The following is a 15980-nucleotide window of genomic DNA, read 5'->3' as shown; positions in this document are numbered from 1 at the left end:
ATCAGCCCACCGCTCCTTCCATCTGCAGCTCGATCAGGCGGTTCAGCTCGAGCGCGTACTCCATCGGCAGTTCGCGCGCGATCGGCTCGACGAAGCCGCGCACGATCATCGCCATCGCCTCGTCCTCGGTGAGGCCGCGGCTCATGAGGTAGAACAGCTGGTTCTCCGAGACCTTCGAGACGGTGGCCTCGTGGCCCATCTCGACGTCGTCCTCGCGGACGTCGACGTAGGGGTAGGTGTCGGAGCGGCTGATCTGGTCGACCAGCAGCGCGTCGCACTTGACGGTCGACTTGGAGTGCTCGGCGCCCTCCTGCACCTGGACCAGGCCGCGGTAGCTCGTACGGCCGCCGCCGCGCGCCACGGACTTGGAGATGATCGTCGAGGAGGTGTTCGGCGCGGCGTGCACCATCTTGGCGCCGGCGTCCTGGTGCTGGCCCTCACCGGCGAAGGCGATGGACAGCGTCTCGCCCTTGGCGTGCTCCCCCATGAGGTAGACCGCCGGGTACTTCATCGTCACCTTGGAGCCGATGTTGCCGTCGATCCACTCCATCGTGCCGCCCTCGTAGCAGACGGCGCGCTTGGTGACGAGGTTGTAGACGTTGTTCGACCAGTTCTGGATGGTCGTGTAGCGGCAGCGGGCGTTCTTCTTCACGACGATCTCGACGACCGCGGAGTGCAGCGAGTCGGACTTGTAGATCGGCGCGGTGCAGCCCTCGACGTAGTGCACGTACGCGCCCTCGTCGACGATGATCAGCGTCCGCTCGAACTGGCCCATGTTCTCGGTGTTGATCCGGAAGTAGGCCTGCAGCGGGATCTCGACGTGCACGCCCGGCGGCACGTAGATGAAGGACCCGCCCGACCACACGGCGGAGTTCAGCGCGGCGAACTTGTTGTCGCCCACCGGGATCACCGAGCCGAAGTACTCCTGGAAGATCTCCGGGTGCTCCTTGAGACCGGTGTCGGTGTCGAGGAAGATCACGCCCTGCTTCTCCAGGTCCTCGCGGATCTGGTGGTACACGACCTCGGACTCGTACTGGGCCGCGACGCCGGCGATCAGGCGCTGCTTCTCCGCCTCGGGGATGCCGAGCTTGTCGTAGGTGTTCTTGATGTCGGCCGGGAGCTCGTCCCACGACGCGGCCTGCTTCTCCGTCGACCGGACGAAGTACTTGATGTTGTCGAAGTCGATGTCGGAGAGGTCGGCGCCCCACGTCGGCATCGGCTTCTTGCCGAACAGGCGCAGGCCCTTCAGGCGAAGGTCGAGCATCCAGTCGGGCTCGTTCTTCTTCCCCGAGATGTCGCGGACGACCTCTTCGGACAGCCCGCGACGGGCCGAGGCGCCGGCCACGTCGGGGTCGGCCCAGCCGAACTTGTACTTGCCGAGCCCCTCGAGCTCGGGGTGGGCTGCCGTGGTCATACGGAGGTGCCTCCGGACTCCTGCTTGTCGAACTTGTCGGTCTTATCGGGTTTTTCAGTCAGTTCACGTGACGTCACGTGAGTCGTGCATATTCCATCGCCGTGCGCGATCGTGGCCAGCCGCTGCACGGGGACGCCGAGCAGCCGCCCGAACGCCGCCGTCTCCGCCTCGCACAACTGCGGGAACCGCGCCGCGACGTGCGCGACCGGGCAGTGGTGCTGGCAGAGCTGCTGCCCGCCCGCCGGCGCCGTGCTGGCCGAGGCGGCGTAGCCGTCGGTGGACAGCGCCTCCGCCAGGGCCCGGACCCGCTGCTGCGGCGGAACGGCCCGGATGGACGCGCCGTAGCGCGCCTCCAGGTCGCCCACCTGCCGCAGGGCGAACTCCACGACGGCCTCCTCGCCGAGCTTGTCGGCCAGGAACCGCAGGGCGTTGGCCGCCAGATCGTCGTAGGCGTGCACGAAGGCGCTGCGCCCGGCGTCGGTGATGGCGAACAGCTTCGCCGGGCGGCCGCGCCCGCGCCTCGACTGCGGACGGCTCCGCCGCTCCTCGATCATCTCCTCGGCGAGGAGGGTCTCGAGGTGACGGCGCACGGCCGCGGGCGTGAGCCCGAGCCGTTGTCCGAGCGCCGAGGCGCTGATGGGACCATGTTCAAGAATCAGCCGTGCCACTCGAGCGCGGGTCGTGCGCTCGGCGTGGTTCGGACCGAGCGCGGGCACGCCGGCGGCCGCCGGGTCGCTGCTCGTCGTCTCGGTCACGTTTTTCACAACATCAGTGTGGCCTAATTACTTCCCCCGACACAAACCGATCCCGGTTATCTGGCTCACTTAGGTGAGCCTTGCCTCGCCTGCGCGAACTCCGGCCCACGGCTCCGGACCACGACGGCCACCACGAGGGCCCCGGCGAGGAAGGCGGCGCCCGCCCCCGCCATCGGCGCGGCCAGGCGGCCGCCGGCCCCCAGCGTGCCGAGCAGCGCGACGCCGATCGTGCTCCCCATCTGCCGGGCCGTGTTCACCGCGCCGGAGGCGACGCCCGCCCGCTCCGGCGGGGCGGCCTCGACGACGGCGGTCGTCGCGGCGGGCATCGTAAAGGCCATCCCGAAGCCCGCCGCCATCAGCGGGACCATGAGCATCGGGTACGGGGTGCTCCGGCCGGCCGCCGTCAGCGCGAACAGCCCGGCCGCCCCGGTGACCAGGCCGATCAGCATGGTGGTCCGGGTGCCGGACCGGCCCGTCATCCGCCCCGACAGGAACGACGCGAGCGAGACCAGGATCCCCTCGGGCACCAGCGCCAGCCCGGCGAGGGTGGGGCTCATCCGGCGCACGTCCTGGAAGAACAGGCTGAGCACGAACAGCTGGCCGTAGAAGCCGAGGTTGATCAGCAACCCGACCGCGTTCCCGCCGGAGAACGCCGCGCCGCGGAAGAGTCCGAGCGGCAGCATCGGGTTCGCCGTACGCCGTTCCACCGCCGTGAACACGGCGGCGAGCAGCGCCGCGACCGCCAGCGCGCCGAGCACGACGGGCGAGACCCAGCCGCGGGTCCGCGCCTCGATCAGCGCGAAGGTCAGCAGGCCGAGCGCGCCGACCACCGTGATCTGCGCACCGAGGTCGAGCCCGCGCCGCCCGTGCCCCTCGGGCCGTACGACGTGCCGGACGGTGAGCAGCAGGGCGGCCAGGCCGATCGGCACGTTGATGAAGAAGACCAGGCGCCAGCTCGCCGCGTCGGTCAGCACCCCGCCGAGGACGGGGCCCGAGGCGGCCGCGACTCCGGCCACCCCGCCCCACACCCCGACGGCGCGGGCACGCGCGCGGGGGTCGGGGTGCGCCGCCTGCAGCAGCGCCAGCGAGGACGGGACCATGACGGCGGCCGCGGCGCCCTGGACCAGCCGGGCGGCGACCAGGGCGCCCGCGGTCGGCGCCAGCCCGCAGGCCGCCGAGGCGACCGTGAAGAGCGCCAGACCGGCGCAGAACACCCGGTGGGGCCCGACCCGGTCGCCGAGCGCGCCCGCGGACAGCAGCAGGGTCGCGAACGTGAGCGTGTAGCCGTCGACCACCCACTGAAGGACGCCCATCCCGCCACCCAGGTCGCGGCCCAGCGCGGGCAGCGACAGGTTCACGGCGGTGGCGTCGATGATCACCGCGAAGTAGCCGAGGCAGATGGCGACCAGCGGCAACGCCCCGGTGCGCGGCCGGGACTCGGATGTCGATCTCAGCGTCAGCATCCCCCGATGCTTGCCCGGGGTCGTTTAGACGATCGTCGAAGCGTTCCCGTCCCGCCGCTCGGGCCGGCACACCCCGGGCCGACACGCCCCGGGCCGACACGCCCCGGGCCGACACGCCCCGGGACCGCACGCCCCGGGGCGGAGCCCGCTCAGATCTCGCCGGCGAGGGTGGCCACCATGACGGCCTTGATGGTGTGCAGGCGGTTCTCGGCCTGGTCGAAGACGATCGAGGCGTCCGACTCGAAGACCTCGTCGGTGACCTCGAGGCCCTCCAGGCCGAACTGCGCGTAGATCTCCTCGCCGACCGTCGTCTCCCGGTCGTGGAAGGCCGGCAGGCAGTGCATGAACCGCACCGACGGGTTCCCCGTCGCTTCGAGCACCTTCGCGTTGACCTGGTAGGGCGCGAGGAGCTCGATCCGCTCCGCCCAGACCTCCTTGGGCTCGCCCATCGACACCCACACGTCCGTGTGGACGAAGTCGGCGCCGCGCACACCCTCCGCGACGTCGTCCGTGAGGGTGATCCGGGCCCCGCTGCGCTCGGCCAGGGCACGGGCGGCGGCCTGGACCTCGGCGGACGGCTGCAGGCCGCCCGGCGCGACGAGACGCACGTCCATGCCCAGCAGCGCGCCCATGACGAGAAGGGAGTCGCCCATGTTGTTGCGCGCGTCGCCGAGGTAGGCGAAGGAGATCTCCTCAAGCGGCCGCGCCGCGTGCTCGGCCATGGTGAACGCGTCGCAGAGGCTCTGCGTGGGGTGCCACTCGTCGGTCAGGCCGTTCCAGACCGGGACTCCGGCGTACGCGGCCAGGCTCTCGACGTCCTCCTGGCGCCGGCCGCGGTACTGGATGCCGTCGAACATCCGGCCCAGCACGCGCGCGGTGTCCTTCACCGACTCCTTGTGCCCGATCTGCGAGCCGGCCGGGTCGAGGTAGGTGACGTGCGCGCCCTGGTCGTGCGCCGCCACCTCGAACGCGCTGCGGGTGCGCGTGGAGGTCTTCTCGAAGATCAGCGCGATGTTGCGGCCGGTCAGACGGGGGCGCTCCGTGCCCTCCCGGCGAGCCGCCTTGAGCTCACCGGCCAGGTCGATGAGCGAGCGGAACTCCTCAGCGGTGAAGTCGAGCTCCTTGACGAAGCTACGGCCGCGCAGCATGTGACCTCCCAGAGACATGAGGTGACTGTATCGCCATGCGCTATACTGAATCAATATTCAGATCAATGTCAGGGGTGGCCGCCTCCCTCCCGATGACGCCCTCCTAGACTCGGGTCCATGGAGCCCCTCGCGGTCGCAGTCAATGACCTGGTCAAACGCTATGGCATGACCGCCGCGGCCGACGGCCTCTCCTTCGAGGCGCGATCCGGCGAGGTGACGGCCCTGCTCGGGCCCAACGGAGCGGGCAAGACGACCACGGTCGAGATCTGCGAGGGCTACCGGCGCGCCGACTCCGGCAGCGTGCGCGTCCTCGGCCGCGACCCCCGTGATCCCGCGCTCAAGACCCGCATCGGCGTGATGCTGCAGTCCGGTGGCGTGCCGACCAACGCGCGCGCCGGGGAGTTCCTGCGCCTGATCGCGAGCTTCTACGCCACTCCCCTGGACCCCGCCGCGCTGCTCGACCGTCTCGGGCTGACCGCCTCGGCCCGCACCTCGTACCGCCGCCTGTCCGGCGGCCAGCAGCAGCGGCTGGCCCTCGCCGCCGCGGTCGTCGGCCGCCCCGAGCTGGTCTTCCTCGACGAGCCCACCGCGGGCCTCGACCCGCAGGCCCGCCACGCCACCTGGGAGCTCGTCGAGGACCTGAAGGCCGCCGGCGTCGCGGTCATCCTGACCACCCACCACATGGACGAGGCCGAGCGGCTCGCCGACGAGGTCGTCATCGTCGACCACGGCAGGGTCATCGCCTCGGGCCCGCCGTCCTCGCTGACCGGCGCCGAACGGCAACTGCGCTTCCGCGCGCGTCCCGGGCTCGGCCTGGACGAACTGCTGTCCGCGCTGCCGCCCGCGACGATCGCCAAGGAGTCCCCCGCCGGCCACTACGTCATCGAGGGCGACCTCGTCCCCGAGCTGCTGGCCACCGTGACCGCCTGGTGCGCCTCCAACGGCGTCATGACCGAGGACCTGCGGATCGAGCGCCGCACCCTCGAAGACGTCTTCCTCGAACTGACCGGACGGGAGCTCCGCTCGTGACGGACCTGACGTTCAGCCCCTCGCCCGGCGCGGCGCCGAGGTCCCGCATGGTCCGGGCCCAGACGGCGTACGAACTGCGCACGCTGCTGCGCAACGGCGAGCAGCTGCTGCTGATTCTGATCATCCCCGTCGCCCTGCTGATCCTGTTCAGCAGCGCGCCCCTGCTCGACGTGGGCGCCGGACGGCGCGTCGACTTCCTGACGCCCGGCGTGCTGGCGCTCGCCGTGATGTCGACGGCGTTCACCGGCCAGGCCATCGGCACCGGCTTCGAACGACGGTACGGCGTGCTCAAGCGCCTCGGCGCCACGCCGCTCCCCCGCTCCGGCCTGATCATCGCCAAGACGCTGACCGTGCTGGCCGTCGAGGTCCTGCAGGCCCTGGTCATCTGCGTCGTGGCCGCCGCGCTCGGCTGGAGCCCGCACGGCAACCCGGCGACCGTGATCCTGCTGCTGCTCCTGGGCACCGCGGCGTTCAGCGGGTTCGGGCTGCTGATGGCGGGCACCCTGCGCGCCGAGGCGACCCTGGCGGCCGCGAACCTCGTCTACATCCTCCTGCTGGCCCTCGGCGGCGTCGTATTCCCGTTGACAAAATTCTCCGGCGGCGTACGGTCGGTGCTCGAACTGCTACCGATCTCCGCGCTCGCCGACGGGCTGCGCCAGGTACTGCAGCACGGTGCCGGGTTCCCCGCCCGCGACCTGGTGATCCTCGCCGTGTGGGCGGTTCTCGGCCTCGCTCTCGCCGCGCGCTTCTTCTCCTGGGAGTGACGCATGGCGCTCGCCGAAGCCCCCGGCTCCTATGACGGGACGGCCCGGTCCCGTCCGGCCGGTCTCCGGCTGTCTCTCGGCTCCGTCCCCCCGCCCGCACTGATCCTGCTCGGCATCGTCTCGGTCCAGGTCGGCGCCGGCCTCGCCAAGAACCTCTTCGGCCGCATCTCTCCGGACGCCATCGTGATGCTGCGCCTGGCCACCTCGGCCATCGTGCTCTCGGTGATGGCCCGCTCCGCGCTGCGCGACCTGCGGCGGCTGCACTCCCGGCGCGACCTCATGGTGGCCGTGCTGTTCGGCCTCACCCTCGCCGGCATGAACTTCAGCTTCTACCAGGCGATGGCGCGGATCCCGCTCGGCGTCGCGGTGACGATCGAGTTCCTGGGTCCGCTCACCGTCTCGATCGTCGCGTCGCGGCGCCGGCTCGACCTGCTGTGGGCGGCCCTGGCACTGGGCGGCGTGGCGATGCTCGCGCGCGGCGAGGGCGGCGTGCCCCTGGCCGGCGTGGTGTTCGGGCTGCTCGCGGCGGTCGGCTGGGCCGCGTACATCCTGCTGAGCGGCGCGACGGGCAAACGGTTCTCCGGGTCGACCGGCCTCGCCATCGCGAGCGTCGTCGGGGCCATCGCGATCATGCCCGTCGGGATCGCCACCGGCGGTTCGCGGCTGCTCGACCCGGAGATCCTGCTGATCGGGCTCGGCGTCGGGCTGCTGTCGTCGGTCATCCCCTACAGCCTTGAGCTCGAGGCGCTCCGGCGCGTGCCCGCCCGGGTGTTCGGCATCCTCATGAGCCTGGAGCCCGCGGTGGCCGCCCTCGTCGGCCTCGTCTTCCTCGGCGAGGTCCTGATGTGGCGCGAGTGGCTGGCGATCGGCTGCGTCATCGCCGCCTGCGTCGGCGCCACCCGCTTCCAGGACTCCCCTCCCGAGGCCCCCGAGGCCTGACGGCCGCCGGCCAGATTTGAACTCCGTAACAGAGCGCGCTCATCCATGTACGATTTGCACACGCAGCGGCTCTGTGCTGCTCGGCCGGTGACCTGACAGACTGGAGAGGAGTCATGCCATGCCCGACATGGCCACGACGTCTCTACCGAGGACTCCGATGATCGCCGTTCCGGACTGGCCGTACGGCCCGTACACCGTCGATGACCTGGACGCGCTGCCCGATGAGGGCGTACGTCGTGAGCTCGTGAACGGATGGATCTTCGTGGCCCCCTGGCCGAGCACCTTCCACGATCATGCGGCCAAGAAATTGGAGCGTGCGCTCGAGGACGCCGCCGCCGCGGCGGCGACCGACGTGTACATCAAAGGCCCACTCGACATCGACACCGGCCCATCGATCCGCGTGCCGGACATCGTGGTCGTCGAGGGTGAGGCTGCGCGCGCGGCGCGCGCTCGCCGGGCTCGGGCCTACGACGCCGCGGACGTGCTACTGGTCGTGGAGATCGTCTCTCCTCGAAGCGGTAGTGAGCAGCATGACCGGGTGGACAAGGTCTTCGAATACGCGCGAGCCGGAATCCCGCAGTACTGGCTGGTCGACCTGGAGCCGGAGCCGTGCGTCGTCACCCGCAGGCTTGGTGACGACGGCAGATATCACGTCACCGGCTCAGCCGATCAAGGGTCGGCGCTGAAGACCGACGAGCCGTTCCCTTTCACCTTCGACGTCGCCTCGCTCGTCGACTGAAGGCAGCGGCGGGGACCCGGATCCGGGGCATGGCCGGGCGCTCGTACGATGAAGGGCGTGCGATCCGACAACCCGCTGACCCGGCTCCGTGACCTCGTGTGGCGTCCGACGCCCGCCGCCCTGCGCGGGCTGGCCCTCGCGAGCGTCGCGGGCAACGCCCTGATCATGGCGACCGGCGCGGCCGTGCGCGTCAGCGGCTCGGGCCTCGGCTGTCCCACGTGGCCGAAGTGCACCGGCACCAGCCTCGTGCCGACGCACACCCCGCAGCACTCGGCCGTCAACATGGCGATCGAGTTCGGCAACCGGATGCTGACCTTCCTGGTGCTGGCGCTCGGCGTGGCGGTGTTCGTCGCGGCCCTGCGGCTGCGACCCCGTCGCACGGGCCTGGTGCGGCTGGCCGCGATCCAGCCGCTGAGCGTGGTCGCGCAGGCGATCGTCGGCGGGATCGTCGTCCTGACCGACCTGCACCCGGTCTCGGTGACCGTCCACTTCCTGCTGTCGCCCGCCATCCTGGCCGCGGCCGTCGTGCTCTGGGTGCGCGCGGGCGAGGGCGACGGGCGCGCCAGACCCGTCGTCCGCCAGGAGCTGGTCTGGCTGGGCCGCGCGCTGACGGGCGTGGTCTTCCTGCTCCTCGTGGCGGGCACCGTGGTGACCGGCACCGGCCCGCACGCGGGCGATCCCAAGGCACGGCGCTACGACTTCCAGATCGCGCAGGTGGCCCAGCTCCACGCGGACATCGTCTGGGCGACGGTCGGGCTGACGTTCGCGCTGCTCCTGGGCCTGCGGCTGACCAACGCCCCGAAGCACGTCCAGCGGCGCGCGCTCGAGCTCCTGGTGGTCGAACTGGCGCAGGGCGTCATCGGCTACGTGCAGTACTTCACCAACGTCCCCGGCACGCTCGTCGTCGCCCACGTGCTCGGCGCGGCCCTGGTGTGGATCGCGACCCTGCGCGTCCTCTTCGCCCTCCGCGACCGCGGCGCCATGCCGCCGGCCCCGGCCGCCGGGCCCTCGGAGGCGACGCGCGACACCGCCCCGGCCGCCTCCCTCGGCGGCTGACGCCCCCGTACCACCTCACCGCGTCCGGGAGCGCTCGGCGATCGCGGGCGCGGGTTGAACGCCCACTGTCGTGGAGCCCTCGGCCGAGCCTGCGGTTCGGCCGGTGCTCAGGGCGTCAGTCGGCGTGGGTGAGCTGGGTGGTGAGCCACTGGAAGCACTTGGGGAGCATGGCCGTCCAGACGCCGGTGTTGTGGCCGCCGCGCGGCACGACGTAGGTGTAGACGACCGAGGGCGGCCGGGCCGCCCGCACCATGGTGTTCACCGCCGTGGTCGTTCCGGGGTCCTGCTTGCTGGCGGTCAGGAGCAGATCGACGTTCGGGTGCCTGGTCTGCAGCAGCGCCGGCACGTCGGCGCCGGGGACTCTGGCCAGCGCCGGGTTGGAGGCGGTGAAGTAGCCGGACATGCTGACGCCCGCGCGGAAGAGGCGAGGGTATTCGGTGGCGAGCTTGGCGGCGCAGTAGCCGCCCGTCGAATAGCCCATCGTCCCCCAGCCGTCACGGCCGGGCAGGGCGCGGAAGTTCTCCATGACGATGCGACGGACGTCCTCGGTCAGCCACGTGGCGACTTTCGGGCCGCCCGGCACGTTGGTGCACTCGGTGTCGTGACCGGGGACGACCGTGATGGTCGGCGCTACGAGGATGTAGGGCTGGGCGGCGCCCTTCTTCATCGCCTCCTGGAGCTTCTTCGGCCCCTGCATGGTGTGGAACCACGTGATCGGGGTGCCGGGGAATCCGGGGAACAGTTCGATGACGGGGAACCGCTGCCGCGGACGCTGACGGTACTGCGGCGGCAGCCACACCCAGATCCTGCTGCGGATCCCCGACTTCGCCCCGACCAGTTCGGCGGAGTACGCGGAGTCGCGCCGGTCCGGGCGAAAGTCGTTGCGGAGCCGCTTGGACAGGCCACGGGCCAACGGCTGCGATCCGGAGTTCTGCTGCTGGATGGGCGCGTCGGCGCCGTTCTGGCCGATCAGGTCGTTCCAGGAGGCGAAGAACTGGAAGTGATCGTTGAGGCCGACGCCCGCCAGGAGGACGGCCGTCACCTGGCAGACCACGATCATCGCGATCCTGACCGGCCATGCGGTCATGCCCCGTACCCGTCCCCACAGGAGCGCGCAGCCGACCGGCGCGGCCAGTGCGAGCAGGATCGATAGGACGAGCAGTGGCGGGCCCAGCAGACTCACCCGTGGCCTCCCCCGAAGGCGTCGAACTGAGCGTCACCGCAACGCCACCTGGACGGTGGCTCCATGCGCTGTCATCGCGGGCCGATCGTAGAGGGGGTCAGGTTCGCTCCGGCTTGAGCGAACGTGTCGGCCGCGTGTACTTCACGTTCACCTGGCGTGAAGGTCGCCGCGGACCCGGCCGGTCACTCGCCGGGGGCGATGTCCGTCGTCGCCGCCTGGGCCTCCTGCGGCTCGATCTGCGCGAGCCGCTCGGTCAGCGCGGCGCGGACGGCCCGGTAGGAGTCGCTGCCGAGCACGAGACGGAGCGGCGCGGGCTCCTGATCGGCGCTGGCGATGATCAAGTCGGCCATCTTCGCCGGGTCGCCCAGTGGCGGGCGGCTGCGGTCCTTCGCCTGCCGGACCATCGCGGCGGGGCTGTCGTCGTACTCGGGCATCGGGTCGGCCAGCTGCAGGCTGTCGAAGCGGAACTCGGTGCGGGCGCCGCCGGGCTCGACGATCGTGACGCCGATGCCGAACGGGGCGACGTCCTTGGCGGTCGCCTCCATGAATCCCTCGATGCCCCACTTGCCGGCGTGGTAGAGCGATGCGCCGGGGTTGGTGGCCTGGCCGCCGTACGTCGACAGCTGGATGATGCGGCCGCCGCCCTGCCGCCGCAGGTGCGGCAGCGCGGCGCGGACGACCTGGATCGACCCGAGCAGGTTGGTGTTGAGCTGGTGGACGACCTGCTCGTCGGTGAGCTCCTCCGCGGCGCCGAAGAGGCCGTAACCGGCGTTGTTCACGACCACGTCGATCCGGCCGAGGTCGCCGAAGGCGCCATCGACGACCCGCCTGACCTCGGAGAGGTCCGTCACGTCCAGGTGCGCGACCCGGAACCGGTCCCCGTACGCGGCCTTCAGGTCGTCCACCGATCCCCGCTTGCGGACGGTCCCGGCGACCCGGTCGCCCCGCTCCAGCAGTCGCTCGGTCATGTGGCGGCCGAAGCCGCTGTTGACGCCCGTGATGAACCAGGTGCGGCGCTCCATCGTCTGCCTTTCTCTCTGCCCCGTGGGGCGGTGTGCGCCTCCCGTTCGGGGAGGCTCTTCAAGAGTCCGCTCCCCGGTGTCCCGGTGGGAGTTCCCCCGTGTTCCTGGTAGTGCGGGGACCAGTCACCGGCGGAGCCTGGCGTAGCGTGGGCGCCGTGAGCGGCGGTAACAGACTCGGCGAGTTCCTGCGCGCCCGGCGGGAGCTCGTCCGTCCGGAGGACGTCGGGCTGCGGGTGACGGGGATGCGCCGGGTGCGCGGCCTGCGGCGCGAGGAGGTCGCGCTGCTCGCCGGCATCAGCGCGGACTACTACCTCCGGCTGGAGCAGGGACGCGACCGCAACCCCTCGGCCCAGGTGCTCGACGCTCTGGCCGCGGTGCTGCGGCTGGACGCCGAGAGCACGGCGTACCTGATCCGGCTGGCCCGGCCGGAGTCACGCCGCCGGCCCGAGCGCCGTGAGCGCGTCCCCGAGGGCGTGGAGCTGCTGCTCCGGACGCTCAACGTGCCCGCGTTCGTGGTCGACAGGTACCGCGACGTGCTGGCGGCCAACCGTCTCGCCCAGGCCCTCTCCCCCCTGATGGCGCCGGGGGTGAACCGGCTCCGCGCCATCTTCACCGACCCGGTCGCACAGGAGTACCACCCGGACTGGGAGGAGAACGCGCCCGGTCTCGTCGCCCAGCTGCGCGCCGAGGTCGGCACCGACACCGACGACGACCGGTTCCGGGCACTCGTCGACGACCTGTCACGGAGCAGTGAACGCTTCCGTACGCTCTGGGCGCGCCATGACGTGCACCGCGGGGAGAGCGGCGCCGGCCTCATCCGCCATCCGAGGGTCGGCGACCTGCGGCTGCGGCGCGAGAAGCTGGCCGTCACGGGAACGGACGGACTGCTGCTGGTGATCTACCACGCCGACCCCGGCACTCCGGCCGCCGAGGCGCTCGCGCTGCTCGCCTCGCTCGAGCTCTCCGAGGGTCAGTCGCCCCGGAGGTAGGCGCGCAGGCGGTCGAGCGACCAGGTGTTGACGACGTCCTCCGGGGTGAGCCAGCCGCGCTGCGCGGTGCCGACCGCGTACCGGAGGTTGTCGAAGTGGCCCGGAGCGTGGGCGTCGCTGTCGATGGCGAACTTCACGCCGTGCCGGCGGGCATGCCGGATCAGGTCGGCGGGCAGGTCCAGCCGGTCGGGGAAGGCGTCGATCTCCAGGATCGTCCGGGCCCGCGCGCAGGCGGCGAAGACGGCGTCCCAGTCGGCGTCGACGGGGGCGCGGCGGCCGATGCTGCGCGCGGTCGGGTGGCCGAGGATGTGAACGTACGGGTTCTCGACCGCGCGGAGGAGCCTGCGGGTCATCGCCGCCCGGTCCTGGGTGAAGTGCGAGTGGACGGACGCGACGCAGACGTCGAAGCCCGCGAGGAACCCGGCCGGCCAGTCGACCTCGCCGTCGGGGTCGATGTTCAGCTCGGTGCCGTGCAGCAGCGTCATGTCCGGGTACCGCTCCTGCAGCGCGCGCACGGCCTCGCGCTGGGCGAGCATCTTCTCGTCCGTCATGCGCTGCATGAAGAGGTTCGGCGCGTGGTCGGTGATCGCGTAGTACGCGTTGCCGCGCGCGGCCGCGGCGGCGACCATGTCCTCCAGGGAGGCGACGCCGTCGGTCAGGTCGGTGTGGGTGTGCAGGTCGCCGCGCAGGTCGGCGAGCTCGACGAGGCGGGGCAGCTCATCGCGCAGCGCCGCCTCGATCTCGCCTTCGTCCTCGCGCAGCGGCGGCGGGATCCACGGCAGCCCGAGCCGGGCGTAGACGTCCTCCTCGGTGGCGGAGACGATCAGCTCGCCGGTCTCGACCGAGAACAGGCCGTACTCCGACAGCTTCAGTCCGGCGCGTACGGCGATCTCGCGGGTGCGGACGTTGTGCGCCTTGGAACCGGTGAAGTACTGCAGAGCGGCGCCCCAGGACTCCGGCGGTACGACGCGCAGGTCGACCTGCAGCCCTTTGAGCGTGCGGACGGAGGTCTTCGTCTCGCCACTGCCGATCACCTCGGTGACGAACGGGAGGGCGGTGAACGCCGCCATGAGCGGGCCCGAGTCGTCGGCGGTGGCGAGGATGTCGATGTCGCCGATCGTCTCGCGGCGGCGTCGCAGCGACCCGGCGACCGCGCAGCGGCCGGCGAGCGGGGAGAGCGCGGCGACGATCTCCGTGGCGAGCTCGGTGGCCACGTCGATCAGCGCTCGCTCCCCCTGGCTCCGCAGGAGCTCGATGCCGTGGAGGATGTTCTCCTCGGTCTTGGCGCCGAAGCCCTTGAGCCCGGTCAGCCGGCCGGCCGGGATGGCCTCGGCGAGCTGCTCCACCGAGGAGATGCCGAGCTCCTCGTACAGCACCATCGCCTTCTTCGGCCCGAGGGTCGGGATGGCGGTGAGGGCCCGCACCCCCGCCGGGATGCGCTCGCGCAGCACCTCGAGCTGCCGGATCGTGCCGGTCTGCTGATAGTCGAGGATCTTCTTGGCGATCGCCTCGCCGACGTTCGGGATCTTCCGCAGGCCTTTCAGGTCGAGGGCCGTGACGTCGTCGGGGTGGCCCGCGATGGCGCGGGCCGCCTTCTCGTAGGCGCGGACCTTGAAGGCCGCCTCACCGGTGATCGAGAGCAGATCGGCGAACTCGGAGAACAGAGCCGCGACGTCGTCGTTAGGGCGCCCCATGGTCCCGATCCTAAAGTTACGCGGCGGTCTCCAGACCAAGGTCGGGGCCGAACGCCTCGTAGTGGATCCGGTTCGCCGGCACACCGCGGTCCAGGAGCTGCGTCCGGATCGAGCGCATGAAGGGCACCGGCCCGCACAGGTAGGCGCGGCAGTCCTCGGGGACGGCGATCCCCGACAGGTCGGCCAGGCCCGTACGGTCCGCGGGCCAGGCGGCCTCGGGACGCTCGTACCAGACGTGCGCCTCGGCACACGGCAGCTTGCCGACGAGGAGTCCCAGATCGCTGCGGAAGGCGTGGGTGCGCTCGGAGCGGTCGGCGTGTACGGCGATGACCCGCCGGGTGGACCCGGTGGCCGCCAGGTGGGCCAGCATGCTGATCATCGGCGTGCCACCGATGCCCGCCGAGGCCAGGAGAAGCGGCGAGTCGCCCTCGTCCAGGGCGATGTCGCCGAACGGCATGCTGACGCCGAGTACGTCGCCCTGCCGCACGTTGGCGTGCAGCCAGTTGGAGACCTCGCCCTCGGGGGAGCCGGGCGCCTCGGCGATCCGCTTCACCGTGATCCACCGGTCGGTGCCGTTCGGCGCGCAGGACAGGCTGTACTGGCGGATCTGCCGGGCGCCGTCGGGCAGTTCGGCCCGGACCGAGACGTACTGCCCGGGGCGGAACGGCGGGCTCGGGACCCGGTCGGCCGGACGCAGCATGAAGGTCGCGACGTCGTGGGTCTCCTCGATGCGCCCGACGACCGTCCACGGCCGCCAGACGTCGCCGTTCGCCACCCCGGCCTGCGTGTAGAGCCGGGCCTCGGTCGCGATCAGGGCGCCCGCCATCAGCCAGTAGACCTCGTCCCAGGCCGCCGCGACCTCTGGGGTGACGGCGTCGCCGAGGACGTCGGCGATGGCGGCGAACAGGTGCTCGTGCACGATCGTGTACTGGTCGGCGGTGATGCCCAGGGACGCGTGCTTGTGCGCGATGCGGGCGAGCATCGCGTCCGGCCGCCGGTCCGGGTGTTCCAGGAGCATCCCGGCGAAGACCGCGATCGATCCGGCGAGCGCTCGCGCCTGGGTCCCGTTCGCCTGGTTGCCGCGGTTGAACAGGTCGGTCAGCAGCTCCGGGTGGGCGGAGAACATCCTCCGGTAGAAGAGCGGGGTGATCTCGTCGATGGCCCCGCCGACGGCCGGCAGAGTGGCGCGTACGACAGCGGCGGACTTCTCGGACAGCACGGTAAGCGCACCTCCTAAATACGAATATTGAGTTCGTATTTTAACTCGCGAGTATCGCCCGTCCAGAGGTGGGGTGCTTCAGGCGGGACGCGAGGTCAGCAGCCTGACCAGCGTCGGCTCCGTGGGAGCGGCGGTCAGGTCCCGCACGGTCACGGGGTCGAGCGCGGAGTAGAAGGCCTCCTGGGCCTGGCGCAGCGCCCCGCGCAAGCGGCACGCGGCCCGCAGCGGACAGGGCGGGGCGTCCTCGCAGCCGACGACCTCATCGGGGCCTTCGAGTTCGCGCACGAGCCAGCCGACCGAGGCGTCCCGGCCGAACCCGGTCAGCGCCAGGCCGCCGCCTCTGCCCCGCCGTGTCTCCACCACACCGAGGTGCTGCAGGCGACTCACGATCTTGGCGATGTGGCTGTACGGAGCGGCGACGGCCTCGGCGACCTCACGCGCCGTGGGGGTCTCCCCCTCGCCGGCCACGGCCAGCAGCATGGCGACGCGCAGGGCGAGATCGGTGGACTTCGTCAGCCGCATGCCACCAGATTACCGGTATGAGAAATACCACTTTGCCGTCGCGC

15 protein-coding genes are annotated in these 15980 nt (G+C 71.4%); 6 read left to right on the top strand and 9 right to left on the bottom strand.

Annotated elements, in window-relative coordinates; all coding sequences use genetic code 11:
• Position 1 precedes the first annotated feature (1 nt).
• From sufB to argF, 4 genes are all read right to left on the bottom strand, one after another.
• On the bottom strand, positions 2 to 1414 hold the full coding sequence (gene sufB / locus NDW01_RS35550; protein WP_252785950.1) for a Fe-S cluster assembly protein SufB: 1413 nt from the start codon (positions 1412 to 1414) through the stop codon (positions 2 to 4).
• Positions 1411 to 2178: a helix-turn-helix transcriptional regulator gene (locus NDW01_RS35545; protein ID WP_406567124.1), complete on the bottom strand. Its 768-nt coding sequence runs from the start codon at positions 2176 to 2178 to the stop codon at positions 1411 to 1413. The genes sufB and NDW01_RS35545 overlap by 4 nt, the downstream gene beginning before the upstream one ends.
• Before the next feature lie 56 nt (positions 2179 to 2234).
• Complete coding sequence (locus tag NDW01_RS35540) at positions 2235 to 3632, bottom strand: MFS transporter (protein WP_252828742.1); 1398 nt, start codon at positions 3630 to 3632, stop codon at positions 2235 to 2237.
• A 149-nt stretch (positions 3633 to 3781) separates the two neighbouring features.
• Positions 3782 to 4798, bottom strand: a complete 1017-nt coding sequence (gene argF, locus NDW01_RS35535) for an ornithine carbamoyltransferase (RefSeq protein WP_319949745.1) — start codon at positions 4796 to 4798, stop codon at positions 3782 to 3784.
• Between the two features lie 99 nt (positions 4799 to 4897).
• On the opposite strand from argF, the gene NDW01_RS35530 reads away from it, so the two are divergent.
• The 5 genes from NDW01_RS35530 (at position 4898) to NDW01_RS35510 (ending at position 9307) form a co-directional block, all read left to right on the top strand.
• The gene (locus NDW01_RS35530; RefSeq protein WP_252785952.1) at positions 4898 to 5809 is read left to right on the top strand and encodes an ABC transporter ATP-binding protein; all 912 of its coding nucleotides are present in this window, start codon (positions 4898 to 4900) and stop codon (positions 5807 to 5809) included.
• Positions 5806 to 6573: an ABC transporter permease gene (locus NDW01_RS35525; RefSeq protein ID WP_406567125.1), complete on the top strand. Its 768-nt coding sequence runs from the start codon at positions 5806 to 5808 to the stop codon at positions 6571 to 6573. Before NDW01_RS35530 ends, NDW01_RS35525 begins: the two co-directional genes overlap by 4 nt.
• A 3-nt stretch (positions 6574 to 6576) precedes the next feature.
• Positions 6577 to 7512, top strand: coding sequence for an EamA family transporter (locus NDW01_RS35520; RefSeq protein ID WP_252828741.1), 936 nt, complete (start codon positions 6577 to 6579; stop codon positions 7510 to 7512).
• Between the two features lie 118 nt (positions 7513 to 7630).
• A complete protein-coding gene (locus NDW01_RS35515) occupies positions 7631 to 8251 on the top strand; it encodes a Uma2 family endonuclease (protein WP_252828740.1) in 621 nt (206 codons plus the stop codon).
• Between the two features lie 48 nt (positions 8252 to 8299).
• Complete coding sequence (locus NDW01_RS35510; protein WP_252828739.1) at positions 8300 to 9307, top strand: COX15/CtaA family protein; 1008 nt, start codon at positions 8300 to 8302, stop codon at positions 9305 to 9307.
• Positions 9308 to 9422: 115 nt separating this feature from the next.
• Here the strand turns inward: NDW01_RS35510 and NDW01_RS35505 are convergent, their stop codons facing one another.
• Positions 9423 to 10490, bottom strand: coding sequence for an alpha/beta hydrolase (locus NDW01_RS35505; protein WP_252828738.1), 1068 nt, complete (start codon positions 10488 to 10490; stop codon positions 9423 to 9425).
• Positions 10491 to 10672: 182 nt separating this feature from the next.
• The gene (locus tag NDW01_RS35500) at positions 10673 to 11512 is read right to left on the bottom strand and encodes an SDR family oxidoreductase (protein ID WP_252828737.1); all 840 of its coding nucleotides are present in this window, start codon (positions 11510 to 11512) and stop codon (positions 10673 to 10675) included.
• A 155-nt stretch (positions 11513 to 11667) separates the two neighbouring features.
• Between NDW01_RS35500 and NDW01_RS35495 the strand changes: the two genes are divergently transcribed.
• Positions 11668 to 12501, top strand: a complete 834-nt coding sequence (locus tag NDW01_RS35495; RefSeq protein WP_252828736.1) for a helix-turn-helix domain-containing protein — start codon at positions 11668 to 11670, stop codon at positions 12499 to 12501.
• Here NDW01_RS35495 and polX read toward each other — a convergent pair.
• The 3 genes from polX to NDW01_RS35480 all read right to left on the bottom strand — a co-directional run bounded on the left by polX (position 12483) and on the right by NDW01_RS35480 (position 15936).
• A complete protein-coding gene (gene polX, locus NDW01_RS35490) occupies positions 12483 to 14195 on the bottom strand; it encodes a DNA polymerase/3'-5' exonuclease PolX (RefSeq protein ID WP_252828735.1) in 1713 nt (570 codons plus the stop codon). The two genes, NDW01_RS35495 and polX, sit on opposite strands and share 19 nt — an antisense overlap.
• Positions 14196 to 14211: 16 nt before the next feature.
• Entirely contained in the window at positions 14212 to 15414 is a 1203-nt protein-coding gene (locus NDW01_RS35485; protein ID WP_252828734.1) for a globin domain-containing protein, read from the bottom strand.
• 78 nt (positions 15415 to 15492) lie between these two features.
• On the bottom strand, positions 15493 to 15936 hold the full coding sequence (locus NDW01_RS35480) for an RrF2 family transcriptional regulator (protein ID WP_252828733.1): 444 nt from the start codon (positions 15934 to 15936) through the stop codon (positions 15493 to 15495).
• Positions 15937 to 15980 lie beyond the last annotated feature (44 nt).

The sequence above is a fragment of the Actinoallomurus soli genome, assembly GCF_024055715.1.
Classification (GTDB): Bacteria; Actinomycetota; Actinomycetes; order Streptosporangiales; family Streptosporangiaceae; genus Actinoallomurus; species Actinoallomurus soli.
Note: the sequence above shows the minus strand (reverse complement) of the source record. Positions and strands in the feature narration are given on the sequence as shown.

Excerpts from the sequence above, each read along its gene's own strand:
- sufB (WP_252785950.1), bottom strand. The coding sequence starts at position 1,414 with ATGACCACGGCAGCCCACCCCGAGCTCGAGGGGCTCGGCAAGTACAAG.
- NDW01_RS35540 (WP_252828742.1), bottom strand. The coding sequence starts at position 3,632 with ATGCTGACGCTGAGATCGACATCCGAGTCCCGGCCGCGCACCGGGGCG.
- argF (WP_319949745.1), bottom strand. The coding sequence starts at position 4,798 with ATGTCTCTGGGAGGTCACATGCTGCGCGGCCGTAGCTTCGTCAAGGAG.
- NDW01_RS35530 (WP_252785952.1), top strand. The coding sequence starts at position 4,898 with ATGGAGCCCCTCGCGGTCGCAGTCAATGACCTGGTCAAACGCTATGGC.
- NDW01_RS35520 (WP_252828741.1), top strand. The coding sequence starts at position 6,577 with ATGGCGCTCGCCGAAGCCCCCGGCTCCTATGACGGGACGGCCCGGTCC.
- NDW01_RS35515 (WP_252828740.1), top strand. The coding sequence starts at position 7,631 with ATGCCCGACATGGCCACGACGTCTCTACCGAGGACTCCGATGATCGCC.
- NDW01_RS35510 (WP_252828739.1), top strand. The coding sequence starts at position 8,300 with ATGAAGGGCGTGCGATCCGACAACCCGCTGACCCGGCTCCGTGACCTC.
- NDW01_RS35500 (WP_252828737.1), bottom strand. The coding sequence starts at position 11,512 with ATGGAGCGCCGCACCTGGTTCATCACGGGCGTCAACAGCGGCTTCGGC.
- polX (WP_252828735.1), bottom strand. The coding sequence starts at position 14,195 with ATGGGGCGCCCTAACGACGACGTCGCGGCTCTGTTCTCCGAGTTCGCC.
- NDW01_RS35480 (WP_252828733.1), bottom strand. The coding sequence starts at position 15,936 with ATGCGGCTGACGAAGTCCACCGATCTCGCCCTGCGCGTCGCCATGCTG.